20 protein-coding genes and 1 pseudogene are annotated in these 24,068 nt (G+C 62.5%); 9 read left to right on the top strand and 12 right to left on the bottom strand.

What is annotated here, in order from left to right:
* The first annotated feature begins 23 nt into the window (after positions 1-23).
* The 8 genes from PSH66_RS02310 to PSH66_RS02275 are packed head-to-tail and all read left to right on the top strand — an operon-like array spanning position 24 to position 6,532.
* Complete coding sequence (locus tag PSH66_RS02310; RefSeq protein WP_078823001.1) at positions 24-1,271, top strand: NAD(P)/FAD-dependent oxidoreductase; 1,248 nt, start codon at positions 24-26, stop codon at positions 1,269-1,271.
* Positions 1,268-2,002: a class I SAM-dependent methyltransferase gene (locus PSH66_RS02305; RefSeq protein WP_003171240.1), complete on the top strand. Its 735-nt coding sequence runs from the start codon at positions 1,268-1,270 to the stop codon at positions 2,000-2,002. Before PSH66_RS02310 ends, PSH66_RS02305 begins: the two co-directional genes overlap by 4 nt.
* Positions 1,999-2,481 carry a hypothetical protein gene (locus tag PSH66_RS02300; protein ID WP_003171239.1) on the top strand — a complete coding sequence of 161 codons (483 nt, stop codon included), beginning with the start codon at positions 1,999-2,001 and terminating at the stop codon, positions 2,479-2,481. The genes PSH66_RS02305 and PSH66_RS02300 overlap by 4 nt, the downstream gene beginning before the upstream one ends.
* Entirely contained in the window at positions 2,478-3,644 is a 1,167-nt protein-coding gene (locus PSH66_RS02295) for a beta-ketoacyl-[acyl-carrier-protein] synthase family protein (protein WP_003171238.1), read from the top strand. The genes PSH66_RS02300 and PSH66_RS02295 overlap by 4 nt, the downstream gene beginning before the upstream one ends.
* Positions 3,641-4,102: a hotdog family protein gene (locus PSH66_RS02290; RefSeq protein WP_003171237.1), complete on the top strand. Its 462-nt coding sequence runs from the start codon at positions 3,641-3,643 to the stop codon at positions 4,100-4,102. Before PSH66_RS02295 ends, PSH66_RS02290 begins: the two co-directional genes overlap by 4 nt.
* Positions 4,099-4,827 carry a 3-ketoacyl-ACP reductase FabG2 gene (locus tag PSH66_RS02285; protein ID WP_003171236.1) on the top strand — a complete coding sequence of 243 codons (729 nt, stop codon included), beginning with the start codon at positions 4,099-4,101 and terminating at the stop codon, positions 4,825-4,827. The genes PSH66_RS02290 and PSH66_RS02285 overlap by 4 nt, the downstream gene beginning before the upstream one ends.
* Positions 4,827-6,053: a beta-ketoacyl-ACP synthase gene (locus PSH66_RS02280; RefSeq protein ID WP_305428300.1), complete on the top strand. Its 1,227-nt coding sequence runs from the start codon at positions 4,827-4,829 to the stop codon at positions 6,051-6,053. The genes PSH66_RS02285 and PSH66_RS02280 overlap by 1 nt, the downstream gene beginning before the upstream one ends.
* 26 nt (positions 6,054-6,079) lie before the next feature.
* Positions 6,080-6,532, top strand: coding sequence for a hypothetical protein (locus PSH66_RS02275; RefSeq protein ID WP_305428299.1), 453 nt, complete (start codon positions 6,080-6,082; stop codon positions 6,530-6,532).
* Positions 6,533-6,748: 216 nt separating this feature from the next.
* Here PSH66_RS02275 and PSH66_RS02270 read toward each other — a convergent pair whose 3' ends face one another.
* Positions 6,749-7,132 carry a type II toxin-antitoxin system PemK/MazF family toxin gene (locus PSH66_RS02270; protein WP_042944068.1) on the bottom strand — a complete coding sequence of 128 codons (384 nt, stop codon included), beginning with the start codon at positions 7,130-7,132 and terminating at the stop codon, positions 6,749-6,751.
* Between the two features lie 86 nt (positions 7,133-7,218).
* Positions 7,219-8,112, bottom strand: coding sequence for a LysR family transcriptional regulator (locus PSH66_RS02265; protein ID WP_305428298.1), 894 nt, complete (start codon positions 8,110-8,112; stop codon positions 7,219-7,221).
* Positions 8,113-8,282: 170 nt separating this feature from the next.
* Between PSH66_RS02265 and PSH66_RS02260 the strand changes: the two genes are divergently transcribed.
* Entirely contained in the window at positions 8,283-9,509 is a 1,227-nt protein-coding gene (locus tag PSH66_RS02260; protein WP_370694841.1) for an MFS transporter, read from the top strand.
* Positions 9,510-9,568: 59 nt separating this feature from the next.
* Here PSH66_RS02260 and hemE read toward each other — a convergent pair whose 3' ends face one another.
* The 10 genes and pseudogenes from hemE to pilM form a co-directional block, all read right to left on the bottom strand.
* Positions 9,569-10,636, bottom strand: coding sequence for a uroporphyrinogen decarboxylase (gene hemE, locus PSH66_RS02255; protein ID WP_003171229.1), 1,068 nt, complete (start codon positions 10,634-10,636; stop codon positions 9,569-9,571).
* Positions 10,637-10,891: 255 nt separating this feature from the next.
* Entirely contained in the window at positions 10,892-12,310 is a 1,419-nt protein-coding gene (locus PSH66_RS02250) for an FAD-dependent oxidoreductase (RefSeq protein WP_003171228.1), read from the bottom strand.
* Between the two features lie 32 nt (positions 12,311-12,342).
* Complete coding sequence (gltB, locus tag PSH66_RS02245; RefSeq protein ID WP_305428296.1) at positions 12,343-16,788, bottom strand: glutamate synthase large subunit; 4,446 nt, start codon at positions 16,786-16,788, stop codon at positions 12,343-12,345.
* A 354-nt stretch (positions 16,789-17,142) separates the two neighbouring features.
* On the bottom strand, positions 17,143-18,705 hold the full coding sequence (locus PSH66_RS02240) for an SPOR domain-containing protein (protein WP_003171224.1): 1,563 nt from the start codon (positions 18,703-18,705) through the stop codon (positions 17,143-17,145).
* Between the two features lie 10 nt (positions 18,706-18,715).
* Positions 18,716-19,816 carry a 3-dehydroquinate synthase gene (gene aroB / locus PSH66_RS02235; RefSeq protein WP_003171223.1) on the bottom strand — a complete coding sequence of 367 codons (1,101 nt, stop codon included), beginning with the start codon at positions 19,814-19,816 and terminating at the stop codon, positions 18,716-18,718.
* Between the two features lie 115 nt (positions 19,817-19,931).
* Positions 19,932-20,450 (bottom strand): shikimate kinase AroK, encoded by a 519-nt coding sequence (aroK, locus tag PSH66_RS02230; RefSeq protein ID WP_003171222.1) that lies wholly within the window; start codon positions 20,448-20,450, stop codon positions 19,932-19,934.
* A gap of 4 nt (positions 20,451-20,454) precedes the next feature.
* Positions 20,455-21,702 (bottom strand): annotated as a pseudogene (locus PSH66_RS02225) (type IV pilus secretin PilQ); the annotation flags it as partial.
* A gap of 148 nt (positions 21,703-21,850) precedes the next feature.
* Entirely contained in the window at positions 21,851-22,822 is a 972-nt protein-coding gene (locus PSH66_RS02220) for a pilus assembly protein PilP (RefSeq protein WP_003171220.1), read from the bottom strand.
* The gene (locus PSH66_RS02215; RefSeq protein WP_042944063.1) at positions 22,819-23,373 is read right to left on the bottom strand and encodes a PilN domain-containing protein; all 555 of its coding nucleotides are present in this window, start codon (positions 23,371-23,373) and stop codon (positions 22,819-22,821) included. Before PSH66_RS02215 ends, PSH66_RS02220 begins: the two co-directional genes overlap by 4 nt.
* Positions 23,370-24,023 carry a type IV pilus biogenesis protein PilM gene (pilM, locus tag PSH66_RS02210; protein ID WP_003171218.1) on the bottom strand — a complete coding sequence of 218 codons (654 nt, stop codon included), beginning with the start codon at positions 24,021-24,023 and terminating at the stop codon, positions 23,370-23,372. Before pilM ends, PSH66_RS02215 begins: the two co-directional genes overlap by 4 nt.
* Positions 24,024-24,068 lie beyond the last annotated feature (45 nt).

Raw genomic sequence — 24,068 nt, 5'->3', positions numbered from 1 at the left:
CGCCCATGCGGCAAGGAGCCCTCGTGCCCATAGTTGAAATGGAACGCCGCCAGGTCGTGGTGATCGGTGCCGGTCCGTCCGGCGCCATCGCCGCCGCGCTGCTCAAGCGTAAAGGGCATGATGTATTGATCATCGAGCGCCAGCATTTCCCGCGTTTCTCGATCGGCGAAAGCCTGCTGTCCCACTGCATCGACTTTATCGAAGAAGCGGGCATGCTCGACGCTGTGCAGGCGGCGGGCTTCCAGGTAAAAACCGGCGCGGCGTTCGCCTGGGGCGAGCGTTACAACGCCTTTGATTTCAGCGACACCTTCAGTAACGGCAAGCCGACGACCTTCCAGGTGCAGCGCGGTGAGTTCGACAAGTTGCTGGCCGACCAGGCCGCGCTGCAAGGCGTGGAGATTCGCTACGGCCAGACCATCGTCGGCGTGGACCTCAAGGGCGAAACCCGCTACCTGCACGTGCGCCGTGAGAACGGCAGCGAGTACCACCTCAAGGCCAAGTTCGTGCTCGACGCCAGCGGTTACGGCCGCGTGCTGCCGCGCCTGCTGGACCTGGAAGCGCCGTCGAACTTCCCGGTACGCCAGGCGGTGTTCACCCACATTGAAGACCGCATCGAACACCCGGGCTTCGATCGCAGCAAGATTCTTGTCACCACTCACCCGACGAAGCGCGATATCTGGTTCTGGACCATCCCGTTCAGCAACGGCCGCTGCTCGGTGGGGGTGGTCGCGGCCAAGGAGCATTTCGACGGTCGTGACACCGACCTCGACGCCTGCCTGCGCGGTTTTATCGACGAAACCCCGAGCCTGGCCGGCGTGCTGCAAAATGCTGTGTGGGACACCCCGGCGCGCACCATCGGCGGCTACTCGGCCAACGTCAAAACCCTGCATGGCCCGGGCTTCGCGCTGCTGGGCAATGCGGCGGAATTCCTCGACCCGGTGTTCTCGTCCGGCGTGACCATCGCCATGCGTTCGGCGAGCATGGCCGCGGGCCTGCTGGACCGTCAGCTCAAAGGCGAAACCGTGGACTGGCAAACCGAGTTTGCCGAGCCGTTGAAACGCGGCGTCGACACCTTCCGCTGCTACGTCGAAGGCTGGTACGCGGGCACCTTCCAGGACGTGATTTTCCATATAGGCGGCTCACCAGAGATCAAGACCATGATCAGCTCGATCCTCGCCGGCTACGCCTGGGACGAACGCAATCCGTTCGTCAGCGAGCCCAAGCGGCGGCTGCGGATGTTGTCGCAGATTTGTGCGAGTGAACCGGTATGACGTCCCGGTACCTGAGTAAAAACTACGTCGAAGAAACCCGATTCGGATTCTGGTTCCTGCGCAGCCACACCTGGCAGCATCATGTGTTGCGCGTGGCGATCAACGACCTGCGCAGCCTGTTCAGCGAGCCCCTGCCAGACGCGCCGGTGCTGCTGGACGCCGGATGCGGCCAGGGCAAGTCCTTCAAGCTGCTGCAGCAGGTGTTCGCGCCTGGGCGCCTGATCGGCGTGGACGCCGACCCGCACAGCCTGGAGATGAGCCGGGAGGAAGCGACCCGCCAACACCTGGCCGTCGAGCTGATCGGCAGCGATTGCGCCACCTTGGACCTGCCCGATGCCAGCGTCGACATTGTGTTCTGTCACCAGACCTTCCACCACCTGGTCGAGCAGCACCGCGCATTGCAGGAGTTCTACCGGGTGCTCAAGCCCGGCGGCTACTTGCTGTTTGCCGAGTCCACCGAAGCCTATATCGACACCTGGGTGATTCGCTGGCTGTTCCGTCACCCCATGCATGTGCAGAAAAGCGCCGAAGCGTACCTGCAGATGCTCCGCGAGCAGGGCTTTGAGTTCGCCGCGCAGAACGTCTCATACCCGTATCTGTGGTGGAGCCGCGCCACCGATTTCGGCCTGCTCGAGCGCTGGGGCCTGCGTCAGCCAAAACCGGTGGGCCAGCGTGAGGAAACCCTGGTCAACTGCGTAGCGCGCAAACCCCTGCGGAGCGCCGCACCATGACTCGCGGGTTGCTGCTCGGTTGCCTGTTGCTGCTGAGCGCCTGCGCCAGCCAGCCGCCTCTGCCGCAAAGAACACCGGCCCTGGCCTTGCCGATGCAATTGCATGTGCAGCGCCTGGCGGACGGCCAGAGCCAGGACTGGCTGCTGGTGATCCAGCGCGAAGATGGCGCGGTCCGCTGGTCGATGATGGACCCGTTGGGCATCCCCCAGGCCCGGCAGAAGCTGGTCGATGGCCAGTGGCAAGCAGACGGTTTGCTGCCGCCCAACCCCCAGGCACGCGAGCTGTTCGCCGCGCTGCTGTTTGCCCTGACCTCGGCGGATGAGGTACGCGCGCTTTACCCCAGCGCCCAGGCGATGGACCTGACGCGTACGTTGCCGGGCCATTGGCAGATCGTTTACCAATCCTCAGAAGTGTTCAGCGTGAACATGACCGGGCAGCCCTTGCGCTATCGCATTACACCGCTTGGGGCCAGCCGATGACCGCGTACCTCAATGCCCTTGGGGTGATCTGCGCACTCGGCCGTGGCCAGGCGGATGTCAGCCGCAGCCTGTTTGCCGGCGATTGCTCGGGCATGCGCGCCGAAAGTGGCTGGGTGCCGGAGCGCGTGCTGCCGGTGGCCGGCGTGCACGGCAAACTGGCGACCATCCCGCCGGAGCTTGGCCAGCAGAGCAGCCGCAATAACCAGTTGCTGCTGGAGGCTGCGCTGCAGATCGAGGGCCAGATTCGCCAGGCCATCCACACCTACGGTGCCTCGCGGGTCGGCGTCGTATTGGGCACCAGCACCTCGGGCATCGACGAAGCCAGTCGCGGCATCGCCCAGTACCTGCGGGAACAGCGGTTCCCTGGCGGCTACGATTACCAGCAACAGGAACTCAGCGCCCCGGCGAACTTCCTCGCCGACTGGCTGCAACTGAGCGGTCCGGCCTATGTGATCTCCACCGCCTGCACCTCCAGCGCCCGTGCCTTGATGAGCGCCCAGCGCCTGCTCGACCTGGGCGTGTGCGACGCGGTGATCTGCGGCGGCGTCGACAGCCTGTGCAAGCTCACGCTGAACGGGTTTACCGCACTGGATGCGGTCTCTAACACGCGCTGCAATCCATTTTCGGCGAACCGCGATGGCATCAATATCGGCGAAGCGGCGGTCCTGTTTCTGATGAGCCGCGAGCCGGCGCCCGTGGCCTTGCTGGGCGGTGGCGCCAGCTGTGACGCTCACCATATTTCCGCGCCCGAGCCCACCGGCAAGGGCGCGTTGCAGGCGATGCGCAAGGCCTTGGCCTGCGCGAACCGGGTGCCTGGGCAGATCGGCTACCTGAACCTGCACGGTACCGCCACCCAGCACAACGACGCCATGGAAAGCCTGGCCGTCGCCAGCCTGTTCCCCGACGGCGTGGCCTGCTCATCGACCAAACCCATGAGCGGCCATACCCTGGGCGCGGCCGGTGCCTTGGAGGCGGCGTTCTGCTGGCTGAGCCTGGCCCACGGCCGGGTGCCGCCCCACGTGTGGGACGGCGAGCCCGACCCTGCGCTGCCCGCCTTGCACTGGGCGCGCCTGGGCGACACCCTGGAAAAACCCTGCCTGATGAGCAACTCGTTTGCCTTCGGCGGCAATAATGTCAGCCTGATTATCGGAGAGGCCCCATGATCGATTGGCCACTCGCCGAACTGCTGCCCCATGCGGGCGACATGATCCTGATCGACCAGGTGCTGTCGTTCGATGAAGAGCAGATCCGCACCCGCACCACCATCAAGCCCGGCGGCCTGTTCAACGCCGCCGACGGCAGCCTGCCGGCATGGGTCGGCATCGAGTTGATGGCGCAAAGTGTCGCCGCCTACGCCGGTTGCCATGCGCGCCGCAAAGGCGAAGCCGTGGCACTGGGCTTCCTGCTGGGCACCCGCAAGTTCGAGTGCAACGTGGCGCACTTTCCCGCCGGCGCCGAGCTGACCATCCACGGCCTGCGCTCCCTGGAAGACGACAACGGCATGGGTGTGTTCGAATGCCACCTCACCGGCAGCGGTATCCAGGCCAGTGCGCGCTTGAACGTATTTCGACCGCCCCAGGCGGCCAACTATTTAGCTGAATCGAAGGACCAAACGTCATGACTGAATCCGTACTGGTCACCGGCTCCAGCCGTGGCATCGGCCGCGCCATCGCACTGCGCCTGGCCCAGGCCGGGCATGACATCGTGCTGCACTGCCGCAGTGGGCGCGCCGAAGCCGACGCGGTACAGGTCGAAATCGAGGCCCTGGGACGCCAGGCGCGGGTGCTGCAATTCGACGTGGCGGATCGCGCCCTTTGCAGAGAAATCCTTGAGGCTGATGTGGAGCAACATGGCGCCTACTACGGCGTAGTGCTCAACGCCGGCCTGACCCGCGACGGCGCGTTCCCGGCCTTGTCGGACGACGATTGGGACGTGGTGATGCGCACCAACCTGGACGGTTTCTACAACGTACTGCACCCGGTGATGATGCCGATGATTCGGCGTCGTGCCGCAGGGCGTATCGTGTGCATCACGTCGGTTTCCGGGCTGATCGGCAACCGTGGCCAGGTCAACTACAGCGCCTCCAAAGCCGGCCTGATCGGCGCCGCCAAGGCCCTGGCCATCGAACTGGGCAAGCGCAAGATCACCGTCAACTGCGTAGCACCCGGCTTGATCGATACCGCGATGCTGGATGAAAACGTACCGGTGGAAGAACTGATGAAGATGATCCCGGCGCAGCGCATGGGCACCCCGGAAGAAGTCGCCGGTGCGGTGAATTTCCTGATGTCGGCCGAAGCCGGCTATATCACTCGCCAGGTGTTGGCGGTGAATGGGGGCCTGTGCTGATGAAACGCGTGGTCGTCACCGGCATGGCCGGCATCACCTCCCTGGGCGGCGATTGGGCCACCATCTCGGCCAACTTTCGCGCCAACCGCAGTGGCATTCGACGCATGGACGAGTGGGACCGGTTTACCGAGCTGAACACGCGCCTGGCCGGGCCGATCGATGATTTCGTGGTGCCCGCGCACTGGACGCGCAAGCAACTGCGCAGCATGGGCCGTGTCTCGCGCTTGGCGGTGTGGGCGGCGGAGCGGGCGTTGCAGGACGCCGGCTTGCTCGGTGACGAGTCGATCAAGGACGGGCGCATGGGCGTGGCCTGTGGTTCGTCCACCGGCAGCACCGACGAGATCAAGGCCTTCGGCAATATGTTGCTCAACTCGGTGGCCGAGGGGCTCAACGCCAACTCGTATGTGCGCATGATGCCGCACACCACGGCGGCGAATATCAGCATCTTTTTTGGCCTGACCGGACGTTTGATCCCCACCTCCAGCGCCTGCACCAGCGGCAGCCAGGGCATCGGTTACGCCTACGAGGCGATCAAGTTCGGCCGCCTGCCGCTGATGCTCGCCGGTGGCGCCGAGGAACTGTGCCCCACCGAAGCCATGGTGTTCGACGCGCTCTACGCCACCAGCCTGAAAAACGACGCACCGCAGACCAGCCCACGCCCCTACGACAGCGGCCGCGATGGCCTGGTGATCGGCGAAGGCGGCGGCATGCTGGTGCTGGAAGAGTTGGAGCATGCCCTGGCCCGTGGTGCGCATATCCACGCAGAGCTTGTCGGCTTCGGCAGCAACGCCGATGGCCAACACACCACCCGTCCGGAACAGAAAACCATGCGCCGCGCCATGGAGCTGGCCCTCGAAGATGCCGGGCTTGAGCCGTCCGCCATCGGCTACGTGAATGGCCACGGCACCGCCACCGACCAGGGCGACATCGCCGAAACCCTGGCCACCAGCAGTCTGTTCGGCCCCCGTATGCCGATCAGCTCGCAAAAAAGTTTCCTCGGCCACACCCTGGGCGCATGCGGGGCGTTGGAGTCGTGGTTCAGCATCGAGATGATGAACCGCGACCAGTACGTGCACACCTTCAACCTGGACTCAGTCGACCCGCAATGCGGTGAGCTGGATTACCTGCAAGGTGGGTTTCGCCAGATGCACCACGATTACGTGATGAACAACAACTTTGCCTTTGGCGGCGTCAACACCTCGTTGATTTTCCGCCGCTGGTCCTGACTTTTTAATCGATTGGAGAATACGGAATGTCTTCCTTGCTACGCGCCACCCTGATCACCCTGGCCCTGCTGACCGCCGCCGGTTGCACCAGCAAACCCGTGCTCAACACCCAGCACGACCTGCAGGCCGACACCCAGGTCAGCGAAGAAAAAATGAAACAGGTCATCGTCAACGCCCTGCAAAAACGCGAGTGGACCGTACAGCGCCTGAGCCCACAACTGGTGCAGGCCGAAATCACCGTGCGTAACCAGTACTACGCGGCCATCGACATCCGCTATACCCGCAGCAGCTATGCCATCACCTACCGCGACAGCCGTGCGCTGGGCTACAAGGACGGCAAGATCCATCGCAACTACAACCGCTGGGTGAACAACCTGGACAGCGACATCATGGCCGGCTTGCGCAGCAATGGCGTGAGTGGCGAGCAGGGCTCGGCGGCGCAATTGTTTGAGCAGACCGGGACGTCCAAGCAGAACTGAGGCGTTCAATCCTTCAGAAACGACAAAGGGCGCCTTTCGGCGCCCTCTTCACAAACAGGTTGGCTTGTCATCGCCGCCTCCTGCCTGGCTCTGCGACGGCTGGTTGCCCAGGATCCTCAGAGTCTCACAAGCCCCTTTCGGGAACTCGGGCAGTATGCCTGAAATCAGCTCTCCTGCAACACGTGGCAAAGTGCCGTTCGTGCACCGCTCAGCTCATCACACCCCCAAAGCACTACGTACTGCCACCTTTACGGCTGAAAACTGCTCATGGGAAAGCTCCGCAATTTTGTAAGTTCGTTTGCCCTGCCGGTCTTTGCTTTTAATTCTATCGAGTCGCCCCAGACTAACGGTCGCTACGATGTCGCATTTCGCCCAACAGATCGGGCTCGCGCCTTGAAGATGACTGTCGAGCTGTAAATGATGCGCCAGCACCGTTTGCGGAGCAGTCGTACTCAGAGGAACAACCGTCACCAGCAACTTATTGGTTCGGTGCTTACGTATCACAATAACCGGCCGGATCTTGATGATTTCCGGGACCTCATAGCCTCGGAAATCACATATCAACACGCTGCCCTCCTTGGGCTGATACAGAAGTGCCACCCCTATCACTCGCTTGAAAAAAGCGATTCTGCGCAAGTTTCCGGCGAATAGCTAAGCCCGTTGCGTTACCTGATATGTGACAGGGCCTACACCACCGTCTTACGCGTCAACAGCTCCACAAACGCATTCGCCATCGGCGTCTGCGCACCCTTGCGCTGTACCAGCCACACCGACGTCACCGCCTCCGGGTCGAGCAAGGTGCGATACACCACTCCATCGATGCGAATGCGCTGGTAAGACGCCGGCAATACCGATACGCCCAATCCCGCCGCCACCAGGCCGATGATGGTCATCGCCTCTGCTGCTTCCTGGGCGACGTGCGGGCTGAAGCCGGCGTCGCGGCACAGGCTGAGCAGTTGGGCATAAAGGCCGCTACCGTAGCTACGTGGGAAAAACACAAAAGGCTCGTCAGCCAACTGCCGCAGACACAGGCCACCGTCGCTGCCTTCCACCAGCGGGTGACCGGCGTTCAATACGGCGACCAAGGGTTCGCGCATCAGCTCGATCACACTTAACGAATCCGGCAGCGGCAATGGCCGCATCAACCCGACCTGGATCGACTCATCCACCAGCGACTCGGCCACTTCGGTGCTGCTCATTTCCTGCAGGTTCAGATGCACCGCCGGAAAGGCCTGGCGAAATGCGAAGATCGCCTGGGGAATACTGGCGTTGAACGGTGCGGAAGAGGTGAAGCCAATCTTCAACTCCCCCAACTCACCCAACTGTGCGCGCCGCGCTACATCCGACGCCTTATCCACTTGGGCCAGCACCAACCGCGCTTCGTGCAGGAACAGGCGCCCTGCCTCACTCAGCTCAACCCGACGATTGGTGCGCTCGAACAACCGCGCGCCCACCTCCTGCTCCAGCGCCTGGATCTGCTGGCTCAGTGGCGGTTGCGAGATGCCCAGCACCTGCGCGGCGCGGCCAAAGTGCAGCTCTTCGGCGACGGCGATGAAGTACCGCAGATGACGCAATTCCATGTAAACCCCATTAGGTCGCAAAAGCTATCAAACAGGTCGAACAATATATTGGAAAGAATCATTAGCCAGCTATATTCTTTTTTGCATTGCCAGCACTGCCAGGCTTTGCTCCCGAGGTCCCCGTGAAATCTGCCGCCGCTTCACTTGCTCAAGAAGTCCCGCCCACCGCACTGGATGAGGTGGTGGCTCAGCTCAATGACGAGTTCATCGAAAAAGGCACGCCGATGTTCATGCGTACCGTGCTGGCGCTGTTCTCCGGCGGTTTTGCCACCTTTGCCCTGCTGTATTGCGTGCAGCCGATGATGCCCGCGCTGTCCCACGAGTTTGCCATCAATGCGGCGCAAAGCAGCCTGATTCTGTCGGTGGCCACTGCGATGCTGGCCCTGGGCTTGCTGATCACCGGGCCGATTTCCGACACCTTGGGGCGCAAACCGGTGATGGTCGCTGCGCTGTTCTGCGCAGCGCTGGCCACGATTGCCAGCGGCCTGATGCCGTCCTGGGAAGGAATCCTGCTGATGCGTGCACTGGTGGGCCTGTCGCTCAGCGGCCTGGCTGCCGTGGCGATGACCTATCTCAGCGAAGAGATCCACCCGCAACACATCGGCCTGGCCATGGGCCTGTACATCGGCGGCAACGCGATTGGCGGCATGAGCGGCCGCCTGATCATCGGTGTATTGATCGACTTCGTCAGCTGGCACACCGCAATGCTGATCATCGGCGCGCTGGCGCTGATCGCGGCCACGGTGTTCTGGAAGATCCTCCCCGAATCGCGCAACTTCCGCGCTCGCAGCCTCAAGCCGCGCAGCCTGCTGGACGGCTTTGTCATGCACTTCAAGGACGCGGGCCTGCCGTGGCTGTTCCTCGAAGCCTTCCTGCTGATGGGCGCGTTCGTGACCCTGTTCAACTACATCGGCTATCGCCTGTTGGCCGCCCCCTACGACCTGAGCCAGGCCGCGGTCGGCCTGCTGTCGTTGGTGTACCTGTCGGGCATCTACAGCTCAGCCAAGATCGGCTCCCTCGCCGACCGCCTAGGCCGCCGTCGCGTGCTGTGGGCGACCATCGTGCTGATGCTCGGCGGTATGGCGCTGACCCTCTTCACGCCGTTGTGGCTGGTGATACCCGGCATGCTGGTGTTCACCTTCGGCTTCTTCGGCGCCCACTCGGTAGCCAGCAGCTGGATCGGCCGCCGTGCGCTGAAAGCCAAGGGGCAGGCGTCATCGTTGTACCTGTTCAGCTATTACGCGGGGTCGAGTATTGCCGGGACGGCGGGCGGATTTTTCTGGCACTTGGCCGGGTGGAATGGGATTGGCGGGTTTATCGTGGCGTTGTTGATTGGCGCGTTGATGGTGGCGTTGAGACTGGCGAAGTTGCCGCCGTTGGGGCATGTGAAGGCCTGACGCGATTTTGCTTTTGATGTGGGAGGGGGCAAGTCCCTCCCACATTTTTGATCAGTGTTTTATTCGTGATATTGCGCGGACAGTTCGTGCACCGCACGCAGGAACGCGCCCGCATGCTCCGGGTTCACTTCCGGCGTAATGCCATGACCCAGGTTGAACACATGCCCGGTGCCCTTGCCATAGCTGGCCAGGATGCGCCCGACTTCGGCGCGGATCGCTTCCGGCTTGGCATAGAGCACGGTCGGGTCCATGTTGCCTTGCAGCGCAACCTGGTTGCCGACACGACGGCGGGCCTCACCCAGATCGCAGGTCCAATCCAGGCCCAGTGCATCGGCACCCGCGTCGGCAATGCTCTCCAGCCACAGGCCACCGCCCTTGGTGAACAGGATGACCGGCACTTTGCGGCCTTCGTGTTCGCGGATCAGGCCGCTGACGATCTTGCGCATGTAGGCCAGGGAAAACTCCTGGTACGCTGCCGCCGACAGGTTGCCGCCCCAGGTGTCGAATATCTGCACGGCTTGCGCGCCGGCCATGATCTGGCCGTTGAGGTAAGCGGTGACCGACTGGGCCAGTTTGTCGAGCAGCAGGTGCATGGCTTGGGGGTTGTCGTAGAGCATGGCCTTGGTCTTGCGGAAGTCTTTCGACGAGCCGCCTTCGACCATGTAGGTGGCCAGGGTCCAGGGGCTGCCGGAGAAACCGATCAGCGGCACGCGGCCGTTCAGCTCGCGGCGAATGGTGCTCACGGCGTCCATCACGTAGCCGAGGTCTTTGTGCGGATCGGGGATCGGCAGGGCTTCGATATCGGCCAGGGTGCTGACGACCTTCTTGAAACGCGGGCCTTCGCCGGTCTCGAAGTACAGGCCTTGGCCCATGGCGTCAGGGATGGTGAGGATATCGGAGAAGAGGATGGCCGCGTCCAGCTGCGGGTAGCGGTCCAGCGGCTGCAGGGTGACTTCGCAGGCGAACTCCGGGTTCATGCACAGGCTCATGAAATCGCCGGCGTGGGCGCGACTGGCGCGGTATTCCGGCAGGTAGCGACCGGCCTGACGCATCATCCATACGGGCGTGACGTCTACGGGTTGCTTGAGCAGGGCACGAAGGAAACGGTCGTTCTTGAGGGCAGTCATGTCGGCATCCGCAAAAAAAGTGCGGGCATTTTCTCAGAGCGCGACGCAAAAGGCACGGAGTGAGCCGTGCCTTTTGTCTATCGGGTCAATTTGTAGCGGACATGAAAGCGCTGCAAATCAAATGTGGGAGGGGCGGTGCGACGATTCGACTTGCCCCCGATTGCAGTGTGTCAGTCTCAGTATCTTTAACTGAACCACCGCTATCGGGCCAAGCCCCCTCCCACACTTTAAACCCATTTCAACCCGGGATCGGGGTCAGACTTGCAGATAGTCCAGGATCCCTTCGGCGGCATTGCGGCCTTCGAAGATCGCCGTCACCACCAGGTCAGAGCCGCGCACCATGTCGCCACCGGCGAAGATTTTCGGGTTGCTGGTCTGGTGCTTGTACTGGCCTTGTTCCGGGGCGACGACGCGGCCCTGGCTGTCGGTCTGGATTTCGAATTGCTCGAACCACGGCGCCGGGCTTGGGCGGAAACCGAAGGCGATGACCACGGCGTCGGCCGGGATGATCTCTTCGGAACCCGGGATCGGCTCGGGGCTGCGACGGCCACGGGCATCCGGTTCGCCGAGACGGGTCTCGACCACCTTCACGCCTTCGACGCGGTCTTCACCCACAATCGCGATCGGCTGGCGGTTGTAGAGGAATTTCACGCCTTCTTCCTTGGCGTTCTTCACCTCTTTACGCGAGCCGGGCATGTTGGCTTCGTCACGACGGTAGGCACAGGTCACCGACTTGGCACCCTGGCGGATCGAGGTGCGGTTGCAGTCCATCGCGGTGTCGCCACCGCCGAGCACCACGACCTTCTTGCCTTTCATGTCGACGAAATCTTCCGGCGACTTTTCAAAGCCCAGGTTGCGGTTGACGTTGGCGATCAGGAAGTCGAGCGCGTCATACACGCCCGGCAGGTCCTCACCGGCAAAACCGCCTTTCATGTAGGTGTAGGTGCCCATGCCCATGAACACGGCATCGTATTCGGCGAGCAGTTGTTCCATGGTGATGTCCTTGCCGATTTCGGTATTGAGACGGAACTCGATACCCATGCCGGTGAACACTTCACGACGGTTGCTCAGTACGGTTTTTTCCAGCTTGAACTCGGGGATGCCGAAGGTCAGCAGGCCGCCGATTTCCGGGTTCTTGTCGAACACCACCGGGGTCACGCCGCCGCGCACCAGCACGTCGGCACAACCCAGGCCGGCAGGGCCTGCGCCGATGATTGCGACACGCTTGCCGGTCGGTTTGACCTTGGACATGTCCGGGCGCCAGCCCATGGCGAACGCGGTGTCGGTGATGTACTTCTCCACCGAACCGATGGTCACCGCGCCGAAGCCGTCGTTGAGGGTGCACGCACCCTCGCACAGACGGTCCTGGGGACAAACCCTGCCGCAGACTTCCGGCAGGGTGTTGGTCTGGTGCGACAGCTCGGCGGCCGCGAGGATGTTGCCCTCGGCCACCAACTTGAGCCAGTTGGGAATGAAGTTGTGCACCGGGCACTTCCATTCGCAATACGGGTTACCGCACCCCAGGCAGCGGTGGGCCTGGTCGGCCGAGTGCTGGGGTTTGAAGGGTTCGTAGATTTCCACGAACTCTTTCTTGCGTTGACGCAACAGTTTCTTCTTCGGATCTTTGCGCCCGACATCGATGAACTGGAAGTCGTTATTCAGACGTTCAGCCATGTTAAAACCTCATCAAACTCTTCAGGCGCATATCACTGCGGGTTGGCACGGATGCTGGAAAGCAACGATTTCAGGTTGGCAGCCTTGGGCTTGACCAGCCAGAAACGACGCAGGTAATCATCGAGGTTCTCGGCGAGGTTACGACCCCATTCGCTGCCGGTTTCCTCGACGTACTCGTCCAGCACGTGCTGCAAGTGGTTCCGGTAGGACTCCATGGCTTCGCCGCTGATGCGCTGGATCTCGACCAACTCGTGGTTGACCTTGTCGACGAAGGTGTTGTCCTGGTCGAGCACGTAGGCGAAACCGCCGGTCATGCCCGAGCCGAAGTTGTAGCCGGTCTTGCCCAGTACCGCGACAAAGCCCCCGGTCATGTACTCGCAGCAGTGATCGCCAGTGCCTTCCACCACGGTGTGGGCACCGGAGTTACGCACGGCGAAACGCTCACCGGCGGTACCGGCGGCGAACAGCTTGCCGCCGGTGGCGCCGTACAGGCAGGTGTTGCCGATGATGGCACTGTCCTGGGTCTTGTACACGCTGCCTTTAGGCGGAACGATCACCAGCTTGCCGCCGGTCATGCCCTTGCCCACGTAGTCGTTGGCGTCGCCTTCCAGGTACATGTGCAGGCCGCCGGCGTTCCACACGCCAAAGCTCTGGCCCGCAGTGCCCTTGAAGCGGAAGATGATCGGTGCCTTGGCCATGCCTTGGTTACCGTGCTTGCGCGCGATTTCGCCGGAGACGCGTGCGCCGATGGAACGGTCGCAGTTGCAGATATCCAGGGCGAATTCACCACCGCTGGCGTCGCTGATCGAGGAACCGGCCATCGCGACCATCTTCTCGGCCAGCAGGCCTTTGTCGAACGGCGGGTTGCGCTCAACGCCACAGAACTGCGGCTTGTCGGCAGGGATGTGATCGCTGCCCAACAGCGGCGTCAGGTCCAGGTGATGCTGCTTGGCGGTCTGGCCTTCGAGGATTTCCAGCAGATCGGTACGCCCGATCAGCTCTTCCAGCGAACGCACACCCAGCTTGGCCAGCCACTCACGGGTCTCTTCGGCGACGTAGGTGAAGAAATTCACCACCATGTCGACGGTGCCGATGTAGTGATCTTTACGCAGCTTTTCGTTCTGAGTCGCAACGCCCGTCGCGCAGTTGTTCAGGTGGCAGATGCGCAGGTATTTGCAGCCCAGGGCGATCATCGGCGCGGTGCCGAAGCCGAAGCTTTCGGCGCCGAGGATCGCAGCCTTGATCACGTCGAGGCCGGTTTTCAGGCCGCCGTCGGTCTGTACCCGCACCTTGCCGCGCAGGTCGTTGCCGCGCAGGGTCTGGTGGGTCTCGGCCAGGCCGAGTTCCCATGGCGCACCGGCGTACTTGATCGAGGTCAGCGGCGAAGCGCCGGTGCCGCCGTCGTAGCCGGAGATGGTGATCAGGTCGGCATAGGCCTTGGCCACACCGGCGGCAATGGTGCCCACGCCAGCTTCCGCCACCAGTTTCACCGAGACCAGCGCCTGCGGGTTGACTTGCTTGAGGTCGAAAATCAGCTGCGACAAGTCTTCGATCGAATAGATGTCGTGGTGCGGCGGTGGCGAAATCAGGGTCACGCCCGGCACCGCATAACGCAGCTTGGCGATCAGGCCGTTGACCTTGCCGCCTGGCAGCTGGCCGCCTTCACCGGGCTTGGCGCCCTGGGCGACCTTGATCTGCAGCACTTCGGCGTTGACCAGGTATTCCGGGGTCACACCGAAACGACCGGTGGCGACCTGCTTGATTTTCGAGCTCTTGATGGTGCCGTAGCGCGCCGGGTCTTCGCCGCCTTCGCCGGAGTTGGAACGCGCACCCAGGCGGTTCATGGCTTCGGCCAGGGCTTCGTGTGCCTCCGGCGACAGGGCACCCAGGGAAATACCGGCGGAGTCGAAGCGCTTGAGGATCGATTCCAGCGGTTCGATTTCGCTGATGGCCAACGGTGTGTCCAAGGTCTTGACCTTGAACAGGTCGCGGATCATCGACACCGGGCGGTTATCCACCAGCGCGGTGTATTCCTTGAACTTGGCGTAGTCGCCCTGCTGCACAGCAGCTTGCAGGGTGCTGACCACATCCGGGTTGTAGGCGTGGTATTCGCCACCGTGCACGAATTTGAGCAGGCCGCCTTGCTGGATCGGCTTGCGCGCGCTCCAGGCTTCGGCTGCCAGGGCTTTCTGTTCGGCTTCGATGTCGACGAAACGCGCGCCCTTGATGCGGCTTGGCACGCCACGGAAGCTCAGGTCGCAGACTTCTTCGGACAGGCCGATGGCTTCGAACAGTTGCGCACCGCGATACGAGGTAACGGTAGAGATGCCCATCTTCGACAGGATCTTCAGCAGGCCCTTGGTGATGCCCTTGCGGTAGTTCTTGAACACCTCGTAGAGGTCGCCCAGTACTTCACCGGTACGGATCAGGTCACCCAGCACTTCGTACGCGAGGAACGGGTACACCGCCGAAGCGCCGAAGCCGATCAACACCGCAAAGTGGTGCGGGTCGCGGGCAGTGGCGGTTTCGACGAGGATGTTGGAGTCGCAGCGCAGGCCTTTTTCGGTCAGGCGGTGGTGCACCGCGCCAGTGGCGAGCGACGCGTGGATCGGCAGCTTGCCCGGCGCGATGTGGCGGTCGGTCAGCACGATCTGGGTACGCCCGGCGCGCACGGCTTCTTCGGCCTGGTCGGCGACGTTGCGCACCGCGGCCTCAAGGCCGAGGCTCTCGTCGTAGTTCAGGTCGATGATCTGGCGGTCGAAGCCTGGGCGATCCAGGTTCATCAACGAGCGCCACTTGGCCGGGGAAACCACTGGCGAGCTGAGGATCACGCGGGAAGCATGCTCAGGCGATTCCTGGAAGATGTTGCGCTCGGCACCGAGGCACACTTCCAGGGACATCACGATGGCTTCGCGCAGCGGGTCGATCGGTGGGTTGGTCACCTGGGCGAACTGCTGGCGGAAATAGTCGTACGGCGTGCGCACGCGCTGGGACAGCACGGCCATCGGCGTGTCGTCGCCCATGGAGCCGACCGCCTCGTAGCCTTGCTCGCCAAGCGGACGCAGCACCTGGTCGCGCTCTTCGAACGTGACCTGGTACATCTTCATGTACTGCTTGAGCTGGTCGATGTCGTAGAAGGCCGAACCGTGGTCGTTGTCTTCCATGGTTGCCTGGATGCGCAGGGCGTTCTTGCGCAGCCATTGCTTGTACGGGTGACGTGACTTCAAACGGTTGTCGATGGCGTCGGTGTCGAGGATCTGCCCGGTTTCGGTGTCCACGGCAAGGATCTGGCCTGGGCCGACACGGCCTTTGGCAATCACGTCTTCGGGCTGGTAGTTCCACACGCCGATTTCCGACGCGAGGGTGATGAAGCCGTTGGTGGTGGTGACCCAGCGCGCCGGGCGCAGGCCGTTACGGTCGAGCAGGCACACCGCGTAGCGACCGTCGGTCATGACCACGCCGGCCGGGCCGTCCCACGGCTCCATGTGCATCGAGTTGTACTCGTAGAAGGCACGCAGGTCCGGGTCCATGGTCTCGACGTTCTGCCACGCAGGCGGAATGATCATGCGCACGCCACGGAACAGGTCGATGCCGCCGGTGACCATCAGTTCGAGCATGTTGTCCATGCTGGAGGAGTCGGAGCCCACGCGGTTGACCAGCGGGCCGAGTTCTTCCAGGTCCATCAGATCGTTGGCGAACTTGGTGCGACGGGCCACGGCCCAGTTGCGGTTGCCGGTGATGGTGTTGATCTCGCCGTTGTGGGCGAGGAAGCGGAACGGCTGGGCCAGCGGCCATTTCGGCAGGGTATTGGTGGAGAAGCGCTGGTGGAACACGCAGATCGCGGTTTGCAGGCGCTCATCGCTCAGGTCCGGATAGAAGGCGGTGAGGTCCGCCGGCATCATCAGGCCTTTGTAAATGATGGTCTTGTGGGAAAAGCTGCAGATGTAGTGGTCGGTGTCGGCGGCGTTGGCCACGGACGAGCGACGACGCGAAGTGAACAGCTTGATCGCCATGTCCTGATCGCTCAGGCCGTCGCCCGCGATGAACACTTGTTCGATCTGCGGCAGGCGCTCCAGGGCCAGGCGGCCGAGGACGCTGGTGTCGATCGGCACTTTGCGCCAGCCGACGAGTTGCAGGCCGGCAGCGATGATCTCGCGGTTCATGTTCTCGCGAGCGGCTTCGGCCTTGACCGGGTCCTGGTTGAAAAACACCATGCCCACGGCGTACTGCTTGGGCAGGTCGATCGCGAAATGCTCTTTGGCGACTGCGCGCAGGAACAGGTCGGGCTTTTGAATCAGCAAGCCGCAGCCGTCACCGGTCTTGCCGTCGGCGTTGATCCCACCGCGGTGGGTCATGCAGGTCAGGGCCTCGATGGCCGTTTGCAAAAGGGTATGACTGGGCTCGCCCTGCATATGGGCTATCAGGCCGAAACCGCAGTTATCCTTGAATTCATCGGGTTGGTACAGACCTGCTTTCATAGACACTTTCTCACCAGGCTGCCTCTTATACCGAGGCAAATTTCTTTTCAATTCAACCGGTTACCTTCCACGCCGAACGTACGCCGGCTTAGCGGGGGCAAAAGGGAGGTCATTGTACACACCGACACAGAGGCTCACAAATTTAGCGACGAAATGTCGCAAATCTATGTCGCATTTATGAAAGGTTTAAAGCGATATGCTGTGCTAGTCAAAACTTTTTTAATTCTGACCGCTACGACTCAAAAGCTACTATGACGCAGACACCACAAAGCGCGCGGCCTGTAGAGGTCGCACGCACTTGCGGTTTTAATTTTGAGGTGCCGGGAGGGCGGCCTGGGTAAGGCCGCCGGATCTTCAGCGAGTTGTCGCGAGTTCTTGTTGAACGCTGGCGACAGTGCGAGGCCAAGGTTTACCAGCCTGAACCTTCGCTGGCAAGGCTTTGATCGCAGAATCGGCGGCGGCGCGGCTTGCGAAGTTGCCGTAGGTGATCACGTAGAGAGGCTTGCCGTTGAGCACTTTCTTGAAATAACGGTACTCGCCGCCCTGCTCTTTCACGAACGCCTGGGCGTTGGCTTCGGAGCTGGTGCCGAGGATCTGCACCACGAAGTTGCCGCTTGGCTGGCTGGCGTACCAGCTACCGCCAGCAGCGCCGGCCTTGGCGACGGTGACCGGTTTTTCCGCAGGCTTGGCCGCAGGCGCCGGTTTGGCGGCAGGAGCCGGTGCCACAGGCTTGGCAACCGGTGCCGGCTTGGCGGTCGCGACCGTCGGTGCAGGTGTCTGCGCCGGCACTGGCTTGGCGGCCGGTTGACCCGCTGGCACGCCCGCAGGCGGCGCGGTGGTGGTCACGGTCGGCGGGGTGGCGCTGGAGCCTTCCACCGGCACGCCGTCGTCGCCCTCGGCGATGCCACCGGCTTCTTCGGCGAGCGGGCCGCGCATCACCGGCTGGCCGACCATTGGCAGGTTGGTGGGTTGGCCGGAGTTGGCGAACTCAACGTTAGGAGTAGGCTTGCCCAGTGGCAACTGCGCCTGTTCGGTTGGCGCGCCGGCGGTGGTCGGTGCCTTGTTGCGACCCGGGATCAACCAGGCAGCGGCTACAGCGACCACGACAACAGCGGAAATCGCCAATACGTGCTTCTTAGGCATAGTGAACCCCATCTTTGGACGCTTGACCGCAGAGCGGCTGGCAATCATGGCTTCGATCATCGCATCGCGGGCAACCTGGTTGATGGTGCCGGGCCAGCCGCCTGCGCTGTCGTGAATATCAGAGATCTGTTGAGCGGAGAAAAGTTCGATACCGGCCCCGGCGCCTTCGAGGCGTTGAGCCAGGTATTCGCGGGTTTCGTCCTCTTCGTACGGCTGCAATTCGATGACGTGGAACAGCTCCTGATCGCCGCTCAATTGCTCAAGATCGGCGATCAGCGATGATTCACCGAACAGGAATACGTGCGGACGGCCTTCGGGCGTACCCGCCGCCAGCGCCAGCAGCGCTTCCAGGGCCGATTCGTCGAGCTGCTCGGCGTCATCCACCAGCAGGTAGACTTCCTGGCCGGTCAGGCCCAGTTGCACCACTTGCTTGAGGATCGCATTCGGCTCGGCATTGGCCACATCCAGAGCCTGGGCAACCTGGCCCAATACGCCCGCCGCATCACCGACGCCACGGGCCGACACCACCACGCTCTGTACTGACTGCTTGTTGGTGCTGGCCACCAGGGCCTGGCGCAGCAAGGTCTTGCCGCTGCCCAGCGGACCGGTCACAACCAGCAGCAATTGGCTGTAGCGCGCCAGGTGATGCAGTTGCCCCAGCACTGGCTTGCGCTGGGCCGGGAAAAATTTGAAGCCAGGCACCCGTGGCGCAAAAGGGTCGTGGCTCAGGTGGTAATGGCCGAGGAACGCCTCGTCGGCATGCAAACTAGTCATCGCGATCTTATTAACCTTTAAGCTGGGCCAGGGCGCGGTAATCCGCTCCCAGCGTGGCCTGTAAAATCTCTTTCGGATAATCGTCGGTCACCACCGCTTCGCCCATGTGGCGCAGCAACACCAGTCGCAGTCGACCGTCGATCACTTTCTTGTCTATCGCCATATGCTCGAGGAAGTCCGCCTCGGTCATCTCCTGCGGCGGAATAACCGGCAAGCCGGCGCGCTGGAACAGGCGGATACCACGATCACGCTCCTGGGCACTGATCCAGCCCAGGCGGTGCGACATCTCCAATGCCATCACCGTGCCAGCCGCCACGGCCTCACCATGCAACCACACACCATAGCCCATGTGCGTTTCGATCGCATGGCCGAAGGTATGCCCCAGGTTCAGGGTAGCCCGCACGCCGGACTCCCGTTCGTCTGCATTCACCACCAGCGCCTTGGCGGCGCAGGAGCGGGAAATGGCTTCGGTCAGCGCCGCCTGGTCGAGGTTGCGCAGCGCATCCACGTGCTCTTCGAGCCAGGTCAGGAACGGCTCATCGCAGATCAGCCCGTACTTGATGACTTCCGCCAGACCGGCCGACAGCTCGCGCGGTGGCAGGGTGTTGAGGGTCGCGGTGTCGATCAGCACGGCCTGCGGCTGGTAGAACGCACCGACCATGTTCTTGCCCAGCGGGTGGTTGATGCCGGTCTTGCCGCCCACCGACGAATCGACCTGGGACAGCAGGGTGGTCGGCACCTGGATAAAGTCTACGCCACGCTGGTAGCAAGCCGCCGCAAAACCGGCCATGTCGCCGATCACACCGCCGCCTAGGGCGATCACAGTGGTACGCCGGTCATGACGTGCCGTCAGCAGGCCATCAAAAATCAGTTGCAGGGTTTCCCAGTTCTTGTGGGCTTCGCCGTCGGGCAAAATCACGGAGATCACCGAGTAGGCCGCCAGGCTGCGACTCAAACGCTCAAGATACAGTGGCGCGACCGTTTCATTGGAAATGATCGCCACTTGTCGCCCGGCAATGTGCGGCGCCAACAACTCGGGCTGGTCCAGCAGACCTTCGCCAATGTGGATCGGGTAGCTACGCTCGCCTAGATCGACCTTAAGTGTCTGCATGTGTCCCCGCGTTAGAGATAGTTGACGGTCGGCAACGTCCGCTGCCTGATGGCTCTACGCCACACCTCACAGGGTCATGGCGCGCCGCCGAGAATAGCGCATTTCGGGCCTGGCTTTAACGGGGTGGCAGCCGTTGCAGACGCTCGAGGATATCGAGAACCACCATCCGGGGCGGCCGCTCATCGGTTTCCACCACCAGATCGGCGATTTCCCGATACAGCGGATCGCGCAACGCCAGCAGGTCGCGCAAGGTTTTTTCCGGGTTGGCCGTGCGCAACAACGGGCGATTGCGATCACGGGCGGTGCGGCCCACCTGTTGTTCGACCGACGCATGCAGGTAGACCACCCGTCCGCCGGCATGCAGCGCCCGACGGTTTTCATCGCGCATTACCGCGCCACCGCCAGTGGCCAATACTACGCCGTCGCAGCCGCACAGCTCGGCGATCATCGCCTGCTCGCGGTCACGAAAGCCCAGTTCGCCTTCTTTATCGAAGATCCATGGGATATTGGCACCCGTGCGCAATTCAATTTCCTTGTCGGAATCTTTGAACGGCAGGCGCAACTCTTTGGCCAGCAAACGGCCGATGGTGCTTTTTCCAGCCCCCATCGGCCCTACAAGAATCAAATTTCGCACAGAATCAACGACTCACAGCAATCGCCTGGTTATTCATGATACGCGGAGTCAGGAATACCAGCAGCTCGGATTTTTTCTCCGCCAGCACATTGCGCCGGAAAAGGCGGCCAAGATACGGCACATCGCCCAAAAATGGCACTTTATCTACCACTTTGCTCTGGGTATTGGAGAAAACCCCGCCGATGACGATGGTTTCGCCATCCTTGACCAGCACCTTGGCGTTGACCTCGTTTTTCTTGATCGGCGGCACATCGTTGAGTTTGTTCAGGTAGTCAGGCTCATCCTTGGTGACTTTGACCACCATGATCACATGGTTGTCTGGGGTGATTTGCGGGGTAACCTCCAGGGACAGCGAGGCCTCCTTGAACGACACGGAGGTGGCGCCCTGGGAGGTGGACTCCTGATAGGGAATTTCGGTGCCCTTGAGGATGCGTGCGGTCTCCTTGTCGGAGGTGACCACCTTGGGCTGCGAGACGATTTCACCGTTGCCGGTTTTCTCCATGGCCGTCAGTTCCAAGTCCAGCAGCAGGTTGTCAGTGATGTAGGCAATGCCCAGGCCGGAGGTGCCGGTGAGCGAACCCAGGTCGACAAACGGCGAGCTGGGCAGGTTTTCCGGCGGCGCCTCACCGTCCGGCACAGGCTTGCGGATACCGCCGGCGGCCCAGTTGCCACGGTTGATCGCGCCGCCCCAGCGTGCGCCCAGGCTTTTGTCATAGTCGACATTGGCCTCGACGATCCGCGCCTCGATCATCACCTGGCGCACGGGGATATCCAGTTGCGCCACTATCCGCCGCAGCTCCTCAAGCCGCTCACTGGTCTGGTAGGCGATGATGTTGTTGGTGCGGTCATCCACCGCCACCGAGCCGCGTTCGTCGGTGGCGCCTTCAAACCCTGTCATCGACTGAAACAGCTTGGCCAGGTCCGCCGCCTTGGCGTAGTTGACCTGCAACAGCTCCCGGCGCAACGGCGCCAGGTCGGCCATCTGCTTGCGTGCTTCCAATGTCAGCAGTTCGCGAGCGGCCAGTTCCTCGGCGGGCGCCACCAGCAAGACACCGGCCTTCACCCGTTTATCCAGGCCCTTGGCCTGCAGCACCAGATCCAGCGCCTGGTCCCAGGGCACGTCCTTCAGACGCAAGGTGATCGTCCCCTGCACATCATCGCTGGCCACCAGGTTGAGGCCCGCGACATCGGCAATCTGTTGCAATACGGCGCGCAACTCGATGTTCTGGAAATTGAGATTCAATGTGTCGCCGGTATAGCCGTCCGACATCGCACGGCCGGGGGCCGGCAGTTGGATCAGATCCACACGATTGGGCACAGCGGCAGCCATCGGTGCCGTGAACGCTATCCATAGCGCCACACCGAAGGACAGGAAAGTCCTTTTCATTTGCTTGATTCCGTTAAGAGTTGACGTTTAACACGAGGATTCGCGAGCGCTCCAGCCATGCGCCCTGTTCATCGGGAAACGATTCGACCAGTTCGATATGGCCATCATGAATGGCGGTGACGCGGCCATGATCAGGCCCCAGATAATCACCGACCGCCAGGCGGTGTACCGTTGATGCCGCGCGCAACAGTGCATAGGCGCGCGCCCCACGTGACAGCGTGCCGACCATTTGGAAACGGTCCACCGCCAGGTTTTCCAGGGCTCCACGCGTACGCGAGAGATCCGGCGCGCGGGCCGGCCGCCCAAGGGCATGCACCACCTGCAGGGCAAGTGGCTGGAACGGGTCACGCAGACCGCCAGCCGCATAGACAAAGCGCTGCCCCTGCATGGCCGGCTCGCCCAGCCGGGCAACCGGTTGCGTATGCCAATAGGTCTTGGCCACCAGTTCAAGCCGAAGCAACGTGCCCTCAGTGCGCAGGGCAACGTCATGCACCGTGGCGATCCGGGAAAGACCACCCAGGCCGCTGACGAACATTGCCAGGTCGTGATAGGAGCCGGTAGCGTTGACCTGCACGGGTTGCTCGACGTACAGCGCCCGAGGCTGCTCATCCAGCGGCGTGACACTTTCGACCACTACGCCATTGGCCAACGCCAACCGCGCGATGTCTTCGAGCAGACGAGGCATTTCGGACCTGCCGGGCAACTGCTGCAACAGCCCGTCGGACTTCCCCTGCATCAGCTGTAGCTGACGAGTCAGCGCCTCCAGACCCGCCGCCTGGAGCGTTTTTTCCGCGAGTTGGCGCTGCAGCGTCATTTCCCGCGCTTGTGCCTGGTGCAAGCGCTCGCGCGCAGGGCTCAGGTACGCCAGATCACCCACCAGCAGCACCAGGCCGGCCAGCGCACAGCCGGCCAGAACCTTGCCGGGCAAGGGCCATTGTGCAGCGTTGTGAGCAAGCGCGGAAAAGTAGAGCCTGGGCAGGCTCATGGCTGGGCCTCGGCGGATTCTCCATGGCGCACCATCAGTTGGAATTCATTGCCGCCGCGCGCCGCTTCGGTTCGGACATGCCGCAGCTGGGCGGCACCTGGCCCCTGCGCAGTTTCCAGGCGGCGCATCAGCTGCGCGATATCCTGGCTGGATTCGGCACTGCCGCTGATACTCAGCGTGTCGCCCTTGGCCACCACTTCGTGCAGATGCACGCCATCGGGTACCGCTCGCGCCAATTGATCCAACAGCTGGGCACCGGAGGAGCGGGCATCGTGCAGATCCTGCACGACCTTCATGCGCTCGGCCAGTTGCTGGCTCTGCTCCTGCAAGTCATCGATGGTCTTGATGCGCTGGTCCTGCGTGGCGACCCCTCTGTCCAAATGGTCGTTGCGCGTCACTTGCCGGTCAATCGCCCGATCGATCACCTGGTCCGCCAGCCACACCGCCGCCAGCGCCACACAGGCGAACGCCAGCAACAACGCCAGAAAGTACTTGCGCCGCCGCTCCGCCAGCGCCTGGCGCCAGGGCAAAAGATTGATTCGTGTCTTCAAGCGAAACTCCTCAGGGCCAGCCCGCACGCAACTCCCATCCCTTGTATATCCACGGCCCACTGTGCGCTATCAACTCGACGGCCCGGCGTGAAGCTGACGAAATCCTGACCGCTCGCGCGCGCCAATGCAAACGCTTCAATGTCGACCACCCGCGGCACCAGCCCCGCCAGCGCCAAAACCGCCTCGCGGGATTCGACCTGTGCCTTCAGGCAGGCCGCCAGCAATACCTCGACCCGCGCCGGGTTTTGGGCGCAGCGTCCTTGTACCTGGAAGTCGATGGCCACGTCATCCAACGCGTAAGGAATGTATTGCTCAGCCTCCATCTGGATCACCCAGGCCATCTCGTCGTCATTGAGCCCAGCCTGCAGTTCGACCACTCGCGTGATGACCGAAGGCCCCGTTACCGCTACCGCCGCACCACGCGCCGGGCTTTGCAGCCTCGACAAAGCAGCGGTCAGCGCGCGCGCCACCCCGTCGATGTCGAGCACTGCGCCGTCGACCACCGCATGGGCCGGCAGATCCTGCGTCGCATAGGCCTGGATGCTGTAACCCGCAGCTGAACGCCCGAGTTCGACCAGTTTGAGGCTGGTGTCATTGATGTCGATACCCAGCAAGGTATCGGCTTTTCGCCTGAAAAATCCCTTTACCATAAAACTCCCTAACCCTTTCCCTGTCATACCGCCTGATTGCCGCCG

The sequence above is a fragment of the Pseudomonas sp. FP597 genome, assembly GCF_030687435.1.
GTDB classification, from domain to species: Bacteria; Pseudomonadota; Gammaproteobacteria; order Pseudomonadales; family Pseudomonadaceae; genus Aquipseudomonas; species Aquipseudomonas lactucae.
Note: the sequence above shows the minus strand (reverse complement) of the source record. Positions and strands in the feature narration are given on the sequence as shown.